This is a genomic window from Erythrobacter sp. (genome assembly GCF_038133525.1).
Taxonomy (GTDB): Bacteria; Pseudomonadota; Alphaproteobacteria; order Sphingomonadales; family Sphingomonadaceae; genus Qipengyuania.
Map to the genome: position 1 here is coordinate 1 of NZ_JAYPTL010000086.1, position 8,523 is coordinate 8,523.

At 60.1% G+C, this 8,523-nt stretch carries 10 protein-coding genes and 1 tRNA gene; 9 read left to right on the forward strand and 2 right to left on the reverse strand.

What is annotated here, in order from left to right:
• Nucleotides 1-179 precede the first annotated feature (179 nt).
• Nucleotides 180-1,067: a fructose bisphosphate aldolase gene (locus AAFM29_RS15630; protein ID WP_341713709.1), complete on the forward strand. Its 888-nt coding sequence runs from the start codon at nucleotides 180-182 to the stop codon at nucleotides 1,065-1,067.
• Nucleotide 1,068: 1 nt separating this feature from the next.
• Here AAFM29_RS15630 and AAFM29_RS15635 read toward each other — a convergent pair whose 3' ends face one another.
• Nucleotides 1,069-1,491 carry a hypothetical protein gene (locus AAFM29_RS15635; RefSeq protein WP_341713710.1) on the reverse strand — a complete coding sequence of 141 codons (423 nt, stop codon included), beginning with the start codon at nucleotides 1,489-1,491 and terminating at the stop codon, nucleotides 1,069-1,071.
• 78 nt (nucleotides 1,492-1,569) lie between these two features.
• On the opposite strand from AAFM29_RS15635, the gene thiE reads away from it, so the two are divergent.
• Nucleotides 1,570-2,193: a thiamine phosphate synthase gene (thiE, locus tag AAFM29_RS15640; protein ID WP_341713711.1), complete on the forward strand. Its 624-nt coding sequence runs from the start codon at nucleotides 1,570-1,572 to the stop codon at nucleotides 2,191-2,193.
• Between the two features lie 3 nt (nucleotides 2,194-2,196).
• Here thiE and AAFM29_RS15645 read toward each other — a convergent pair whose 3' ends face one another.
• Entirely contained in the window at nucleotides 2,197-2,565 is a 369-nt protein-coding gene (locus AAFM29_RS15645) for an elongation factor P (protein ID WP_341713712.1), read from the reverse strand.
• A gap of 150 nt (nucleotides 2,566-2,715) precedes the next feature.
• Here AAFM29_RS15645 and efp point away from each other — a divergent pair, with 150 nt between their 5' ends.
• The 7 genes from efp to AAFM29_RS15680 all read left to right on the forward strand — a co-directional run.
• A complete protein-coding gene (efp, locus tag AAFM29_RS15650; protein ID WP_341713713.1) occupies nucleotides 2,716-3,279 on the forward strand; it encodes an elongation factor P in 564 nt (187 codons plus the stop codon).
• A 4-nt stretch (nucleotides 3,280-3,283) separates the two neighbouring features.
• Complete coding sequence (locus AAFM29_RS15655) at nucleotides 3,284-3,634, forward strand: hypothetical protein (protein WP_341713714.1); 351 nt, start codon at nucleotides 3,284-3,286, stop codon at nucleotides 3,632-3,634.
• A gap of 10 nt (nucleotides 3,635-3,644) precedes the next feature.
• A complete protein-coding gene (locus AAFM29_RS15660) occupies nucleotides 3,645-4,466 on the forward strand; it encodes an inositol monophosphatase family protein (protein ID WP_341713715.1) in 822 nt (273 codons plus the stop codon).
• 35 nt (nucleotides 4,467-4,501) lie between these two features.
• Nucleotides 4,502-4,586 (forward strand) — tRNA-Leu (locus tag AAFM29_RS15665).
• A 79-nt stretch (nucleotides 4,587-4,665) separates the two neighbouring features.
• Nucleotides 4,666-5,259, forward strand: a complete 594-nt coding sequence (locus AAFM29_RS15670) for a hypothetical protein (protein WP_341713716.1) — start codon at nucleotides 4,666-4,668, stop codon at nucleotides 5,257-5,259.
• Nucleotides 5,260-5,312: 53 nt separating this feature from the next.
• Nucleotides 5,313-7,112, forward strand: coding sequence for an SLC13 family permease (locus AAFM29_RS15675; RefSeq protein WP_341713717.1), 1,800 nt, complete (start codon nucleotides 5,313-5,315; stop codon nucleotides 7,110-7,112).
• A 121-nt stretch (nucleotides 7,113-7,233) separates the two neighbouring features.
• The coding region (locus AAFM29_RS15680; protein ID WP_341713718.1) for an amidohydrolase at nucleotides 7,234-8,523 on the forward strand (1,290 nt) is incomplete at its 3' end.

An 8,523-nucleotide genomic window follows, 5' to 3' on the forward strand; every position in this document is an offset into this window, starting at 1 on the left:
GTATGTCGTCGGCATGGTCCGCGCGGATGGCGCGCCGGTCCTGAGTTTCAACGGAATCATCCGCAAAGTACGCCGAGACTGAGACCGGTTCAGGCAAAAGTCCGAAGGCCCGGTTGCGAGTGCGAAGGCGCTTGGCTAAGGGGCCGCGCATACGAATGCATGCACACGGGGATTCTTTGATGACTTTCGACGAAATGAAGGTGCGGGTTGCCGAAGGACAGGGCTTCATTGCGGCGCTCGATCAGTCCGGCGGTTCGACCCCCAAAGCGTTGAAAGGCTATGGCATCGAAGATGGTGCCTGGACCACCGAAGAAGAAATGTTCGGCCTGATCCACGCGATGCGCCAGCGGATCATTGAGAGCCCCTGCTTCGGCAACGGCAAGGTCATCGGTGCGATCCTGTTCGAAAAGACCATGGATGGCGAAAGCGGTGGCAAGTCGGTTCCGCATCGCTTGGCCGAGCGCGGTATCGTCCCCTTCCTCAAGGTCGACAAGGGACTGGAAGACGAGCGCGATGGTGCCCAGCTGATGAAGCCCAATCCGGGCCTTGAGACCATGTGCAACCGTGCGCGTGAATTGGGTGTGTTCGGCACCAAGATGCGTTCGGTAATCAAGTCGGCCAATCCGCGCGGGATCAAGGAAGCCGTTGCCCAGCAGTTCGCAGAGGGTGCGCGTATCCTATCCTGCGGCCTCGTACCGATCCTTGAGCCCGAGTATGACATTACCGCCGCTGACCGGTCGGAAGGCGAGAAGATCATGCTGGCGGCGATCGAGGAAGGTCTCGGTGCCTTGCCCGATGGCCAGCAGATCATGCTCAAGTTGTCCATTCCGAAGGATGCTGGCCTCTATGCAGGGCTGACCAGCCATCCCAAGGTGCTGCGAGTCGTAGCGCTTTCGGGTGGTTATTCGACAGATGAAGCTTGTGCCGAGTTGGCGAAGAACCCCGGCATGATTGCGAGCTTCAGTCGCGGCCTGCTGCAGGATTTGCGCCACCAGCAAAGCGATACCGAGTTCGATGGCACGCTTTCAGCAGCAATCGATCAGATCCACGCCGCCAGCGTTGCCTGAGCTAGTTGTGGGCCACCCTCCAGCCCGCTTCGTAGGTGAAGCGATACTCTGAGGGATCGACCTCGCGATCGGTCGTCTTGTTCGGTTCGCCCGATACGAGACGAATGACACGATCGTGGGTCCCGTAGCTTTCGCCCAAGGTGATATTGGCCGTGTCGCGCCAACCGGCACCGTCGATGCGAGTCTCGACGATCAGTCGCCCGGCCCAGACGCATCGCGCGTTGACCGGGCAGCGGCTGTCTTCGACGACTTTCATCGGTGTCGCCACGACGTCGCCTACGACTACCGGCACGCGCAGGGCCACGGCGGTACCTTCGGACATGGGCTTGCCTTCGGTGATTGGCGCATCGGGTATCACGACGCATCCGGTTAACGGCAGGGATGCGAGGGCGAGCGCGGCAATCGCGAAGCGGGTCTGGGTCATGCAGAAAGTTAGCGCTCGTCTGCCTTGCGCCAATCTGAATATCGACGAATGGCTTTGGTAAGGATACGAAGCGCGCCAATGACCGACTGCCAGCTCTACCTCATCTCGCCGCTCAATGTTTCGGGCGAATTCCCACAACGTCTCGAACGTGCACTCGATGCGGGGGCAGGGCTCGTGACCGCTTTCCAGTTTCGCGTGAAGGGCATGGACCAGCACGAAGCCGCGCGATTGGCGGCGCCACTCCAGGCGATTTGCGCGGCCCGGGATGTGGCATTCATCGTCAACGACTCGATCGCACTGGCGAAACGAATTGGCGCTGACGGGGTGCATCTGGGGCAGGATGACGGCGACCCGAAGGATGCGCGGGCGCAGCTTGGGCGCGAGGCCCAGATCGGGGTAACCTGCCATGCCTCCAAGCACCTGGCGATGGAAGCAGGCGAAGCGGGCGCCGATTATGTTGCCTTCGGCGCTTTTTTCCCTTCGACCACCAAGGAAACGGAACATCGACCCGATCCTGAGATGCTCGAATGGTGGTCTACGCTTTTCGAGATACCCTGTGTCGCGATAGGCGGCATCACGCCTGCGAACTGCGCGCCGCTGGTCAAGTCGGGGGCAGATTTTCTCGCCGTGTCTGGGGCGGTGTGGAACGGTGATGAAGCTGCGGCGATCGCTGCTTTTGCCGAGGCTATGCGAGCCGCCTAGCGATCAGTTGCTCAATGGGCCCGTGCGATGGCAGCGAAGGCGCGACAGCTTTCCGTCCTTGCCCCTCTCTTGCAGCAACCCCGAACCAAGCTTGAGAAGCGTCAGCCCCTTCAATGGACCGCGAGTGAAGGTAACCTGCTTGCCTTCGAGGAGATATGTGCCGGCTCCTCGATCGGTGCGATAGCTCGAACCGCCGGTTATGGCGAAGGCCTTGCCCTCCTGTTCGATCCACGCAGAACCTGTCGCATCGCCTGGTAAGGCACAGACGTAATGGCCCTGGTCGAGCAGGCCGATACGACCCTGGGCACCAACCGGTGTGGCGCTTAGGCCCGCCGCAAGAGCGAGCGGAATGAGCAATTTCAGTGTTTTCATCGTTTCCGTCCGAGGATTGATATAGCAATCCCATCCTGGAATTTCCACTCGCCTTGCCGAGCGCGGTACTCTCGGCTAAGGCGCGCCCCGCATCACGCCGCCTGCTTAGCAAGGGCGGCTCGCTCTTTTACAAGTCGAAGGTAGCTTCCCATGAAGATCAGCGGCGTGGACATCCGTCCGGGCAACATTCTCGAGTATGAAGGCGGCATCTGGAAGGTCGCCAAGATTCAGCACACCCAGCCGGGCAAGGGCGGGGCCTATATGCAGGTCGAGATGAAGAACCTGCAGGACGGCCGCAAGACCAACGTCCGCTTCCGCAGTGCCGACACGGTCGAGCGCGTGCGTCTCGATACCAAGGAATTCCAGTTCCTGTACGAAGACGGTGAGATGCTGGTGTTCATGGACAACGACACCTACGAACAGATCACTCTGCCGAGCGATCTTCTGGGCGATGCACGCCCGTTCCTGCAGGATGGTATGCAGGTGACGCTCGAGCTTTGGGAAGAAAAGCCGATCTCGGTCGAGCTGCCCGCGCAGATCGAAGCGATGATCGTCGAAGCCGACGCTGTGGTGAAGGGGCAGACCGCTTCGTCCAGCTACAAGCCCGCAATCCTGGATAATGGCGTGCGCATCATGGTTCCGCCGCATATCGAAAGCGGCACGCGCATCGTCGTCGACGTCTACGAACAGACCTACGTAGGTAAGGCGAACTGATCCGATGGGCAGGTCCATTGCCAGCCGGTTCGAGAATATCGATATCGCGAACAGCGTTTTGCTGAGCGTCGTGATCAACGATGACGAACTCGCACTGGAAATGGATTTCTGTCTGGATCCCGCGCACCCCGACTATGAGGAGCCGGGCGAAGGCGAGGCGTATTGCTTCCATCCAGGCATGCTCAAGTTTGCAGGCATATCGAAGCTTTCGCTTGAGCGCGCAGAAGATGGCGCGGGTACCGGTCGCCGGTTCGCGATCGGATCGTTCAACATTGAAGGCACCAGGTTCGATATGGACTGCGAATGGGGTGCCATCCACTTGCAAGCACGCTCTATCCGCGTGCTGACCGAATAAGAGAGTTCTCATGGCAGCTGTCTCCGGACTGATCCGCGTGATGGAAAAGGCCGCACGCAAGGCGGGTGGTCGCTTGCGCCGCGACTTCGGCGAAGTCGAACACTTGCAGGTAAGCCGCAAGGGCCCGGCGGACTTCGTGTCGAAGGCTGATCGCGTGGCCGAACGCACCATCTACGACGAACTGCTGGCCGCCCGGCCAGATTGGGGTTTCGTGATGGAAGAAGCGGGCATAATCGAAGGTGACGCCAGCAAGCCGCGCTGGATCGTCGACCCCCTCGATGGAACCAGCAATTTCCTCCATGGTATTCCGCATTTTGCGGTCTCGATCGCCGCACAGGAACCCAAGCTGGATGGCTCCGGCTGGGGCGATGTGGTGGCAGGCGTGATCTACAACCCGATCACCGACGAGACATTCTGGGCAGAGAAATCGCGTGGTGCGTGGCTGCATGATGGTCGCCTGCGCGTTTCCGCGCGCAGTCGCTTGCCCGAGGCGCTTGTTGCAACCGGCATTCCGTTCCAGGGGCACGGTGACTTTGGCGAATGGACCAGAATCTTTGCGGCGATAGGTCCGCAAGTTGCCGGAATTCGTCGCAACGGCGCCGCATCGCTTGACCTCGCGTGGCTTGCGGCAGGCCGGTACGATGGCTTTTGGGAGAGCGGGCTCAATGATTGGGATACCGCTGCAGGGTGCCTGATCGTGCGCGAAGCAGGTGGCTTCGTATCCGATTTCCGCGGCCGGTCAGCACCGATCCATTCGGGCCAAGTACTCGCTGCAAACGATGCCCTGCATTCAAAGCTGCATAAATTGCTCGCAAGTGCCTTGAAGGCTTGAGCATGCGCGGCTAACTCCCGCGCTCCTGACGCAGTGCCCCTGTGGCGGAATTGGTAGACGCGCTCGACTCAAAATCGAGTTTCTTACGAAGTGCCGGTTCGAGTCCGGCCAGGGGTACCAACATTGCGTGCGGATGCTGTAACCTTCTGCATTGGCGTGCGAACTCCCTTCGATAACACGTCTTCGAGAGGGGTCCTCAATGCTTGAAACTACACGCGGTGCGATGCGCACCCTTGCCATCCTTCTGCTCGTTACCGTCGCGACACAGGTGTTCTATATCACCGTCGTTTCGGCGGCGGGTGATGAAACCCCGCTTCGCCCCGCGACCTGGCTTGTCGAACTGCTGACCTTTGTTGGCATCACAGTCTCGGGAATCACATTGGCTATCCGCGACTCTCAGCGCGCACACCTGTGGTCGCTGGTTGCCCTTTCCGGCCTCTTCAATATGCTTCAGATTGCCATGGGCCTGTCGATGTTCGGGCCAGCCTATGAGGCACACGAGACCGTGCCCAATCTGTTCGCCACCATCCTTGGCGGTGCCTTCTTCTTCTACTTCCTCGCGAAACTGCTGCTTGGACTCGCTGCGCTTGGCATTGGTGGCGTCGCAGCCCGAAGCGGAGCGGGCTTGGCCCGTATCTTCGGCGGACTTGCTGCCTTGGCGGGTGTCGCAGCTGTTGGAATAGGTTTCCTGGCAATGCTGGATCGTGATGGCTGGATGTTCCCGGCAGGTGCTGCCGGCACCGCGGTCGCCGCGCTGTTTGCACTCAGCCTGCTGACCGCCAAAGAGGCGTAAGAACCAGCAAAACCCTTGTCATTCGCGTCGAGGTTTGAAATTCCCCTGCGCGAATGATTGGGCTGCCTTCCTATCACGCGATCGCCGCTATGGCGGTAACGATCGCAATGTTCGTCGCCTTTGCCCGCGGTCGGATGCCGGTGGAAATCATTTCCCTGCTGACGATCGCGGTCATCGCGGTTGGACTGTACTTCTTTCCGCTGCCGGATACGCAGCCGACCGACGGGCTTGTTCTCGCCTTCTCCGGCTTCGGTCATTACGCGCTCATAACCATTTGTGCCCTGATGATCATGGGGCGTGGCCTGGTCGTTACTGGCGCGCTTGAGCCGGCGGCACGCTTTCTGGAGCGTGTTTTCAAGATCAACGGTCAACTGGGGTTGCTCGTCTCGCTGATCGTAGCGTTGCTGTTATCGATGGGGGTCAATGACACCCCGGTCATGGTGCTGTTGCTTCCCATCTTCGTTCAGTTGGCCGCGCGTGGGGGCATGGCGGCGTCGAAGACACTGATCCCGCTCAATGCTGCAATCCTGATCGGCGGTATGGCTACGACGATTGGTACCTCGACCAATATACTTGTTGTCTCCATCGCGGTTGATCTTGGTTTGCGGGAGATGGGCGTGTTCCATTTCGCGCCGATCGTGCTGGTCACCGCGTTGTTTGCTCTGCCATATCTTTGGCTGGTCATGCCGCGAATGCTGGGTGACAACCGGGTCGAGAACGTTGGGCAACAGAGATGCTTCGAAACCCGCCTACGGATCACGGAGAACTCTATTCTCAATGGTCGCGAACTCTCAGAGGTCATCAAGCGCCTTCCCGCCGGGGTCACCTTTAGCGACGTTCCGCTTGGTCTAATTCGGCCTAATCAACGACTGCGGATGTCGGGGACGCACGAGGTCATTGAAGAGGCCGCGCGCATCCTGCGCGGTGACACCGCTCCAAGTTGGGTGCTTGACCGCATCAAGCGCCGCTCAGACGAAAGCGGCATCGATATTGCTGTGGTCGAGATGACGGTGACGGCGGATTCGCGCCTTGTCGGCAGGTCGCTACCAGGCTCGGGTATTGCCGATCTTTATGGTGTTGCGGTGATTGGCACGCACCGGCCTGAACGACTGGTCGGTGAGAAGGAGCGATACAACGATAGCGGGGACCTGAGCATCCTCGAAGGCGATGTGCTGCTCGTTATGGGCCTGCCCGACGATCTGCAACAATTTGCTTCTGCCGATAGCTTGCTTACCCTGGAAGGGATGAGAGAGCTTCCCCGTCGCTCAAAGGCGGTGTTGGCAGGTGCGATCATGCTTGGGTCCATTGCCGTGGCGTCGTTCGGCCTTGTGCCGATCGCGATCTCTGCACTGGCAGGGGCGATCGTCATGTTCGTCACCGGTTGCGTCAAGTTCGATAGGGTTGGACGCGCGCTTTCTGGCCGGGTGATAGTGCTGGTCGCGGCGAGCATTGCGTTGGGTAAGATCATCCTCGACAGCGGAGCGGCTGATTGGATCGGCACTGTCATGGCATCGGGTCTTCAGTATCTTTCGCCAGCGGCGGCTTTGGCAGCAGTCATGCTTTCTGTGACCTTCCTCACCAACTTCGCTTCGAATGCGACTGCGGCAACGGTTGGAACGCCGATCGCCTTCGCCATCGCGGCAAAGCTTGGTCTCCCGCCGGAGCCGATGGTTCTGGCTGTGCTATTCGGCTGCAACCTCTGCTACGCTACGCCGATCGCCTATCAGACCAATATGCTGATCATGTCAGAGGGATCGTATGAATTCCGCGATTACATCCGCACCGGCGTCCCGCTGGTGCTGCTGATGGTCGCTGTACTCTCTGCTACGCTGGTCGTGACCTACGGCCTGTAGGACTTTCCTACCGTTCCCGCTTCTGCAAGACCGTGGGGAGAAGCCGGCCCTGCGGGATCGGCATGATTTCTGCACAAGGACAGTGTTCCATGTGTTCCATCGCCTAGGGAGATCCGAGCGAATGTCCAAATCGAGCCTGACTGCCATCGCTATCCTAGCCGCACTATCGGCAACCCCTGCAATGGCGGACGATCTGCGCGAGGCAATCGCGGCGGATATGCCGACGATGATGGAGATCTACCGGGACCTGCACCAGCATCCTGAGCTCAGTTTCCAGGAGGTTCGTTCCGCCAAGGTGATGGCGGATGCCGCGCGAGCGGCAGGGTTCATGGTCACTGAAGGCGTCGGCAGGACGGGCATTGTGGCGGTGCTCGAAAATGGACCCGGGCCGACCGTAATGATTCGCGCAGACATGGACGCCTTACCGGTGGTCGAGCAGACCGGTTTGCCCTTCGCCAGCACTCAACGCGGAATTCCTCCTTCAGGCGGCGAGACAGGAATCATGCATGCTTGTGGCCACGACACGCACATGACCGCATGGATCGCCACCGCACGACAGATGGCCGCTCGCAAGGACGAGTGGTCGGGCACTCTGGTGATGATCGGGCAGCCGGCGGAAGAGACTGGTGAGGGCGCGAAGGCGATGCTCGATGATGGGCTCTACACCCGCTTTCCCAAGCCCGACTATGCGCTGGCATTCCATGACTTGGCAGGAGTCCCTGCGGGCAAGATCACCTATGCCAGTGGCCCTGCCATGGCCAATGTCGACAGCGTTGATATCATCGTGAAGGGCATTGGCGGGCATGGTGCTGCGCCGCATACGACCAAGGATCCGATCGTGCTGGCGAGTGCGATCGTGATGCGACTGCAGACGTTGGTCAGCCGCGAGAACAATCCGATCGAACCCGCCGTCGTGACGGTGGGGAGCTTCCATGCCGGCGCGCGCTACAACATCATCTCCGATAACGCGCACCTCCAACTTACCGTACGCAGTTTCACTGACGAGCAGCGCGCGCGGCTGATCGAAGGGATCAAACGTATTGTCGCGGGTGAGGCCATTGCATCCGGGATTCCAGCCGAATTGATGCCGGAGGTCAGCTTTGGCGAGGGTTTCACGCCCTCGCTGATCAACGAACCGGGCTTTACCGCCCAGGTCGTTGGACCATTGGTCGAGCGTTTCGGCCCGGACCGCGTCGAAAGCGCGCCGCCGATCATGCCGGGGGAAGACTTTGCGCGTTATCGCCGCGCTGATCCCGAGCACGTCCAATCGGTGATGTTGTGGGTTGGCGGAGAACGGCCCGAGGTGATCGCCGAGGCGGCACGGACGGGCAAAACGCTACCCTCGTTGCACTCGCCATTCTGGGCGCCCGACGCAGAAAAGGTCATCGCAACCGGAACAGAGGCTCTGAGC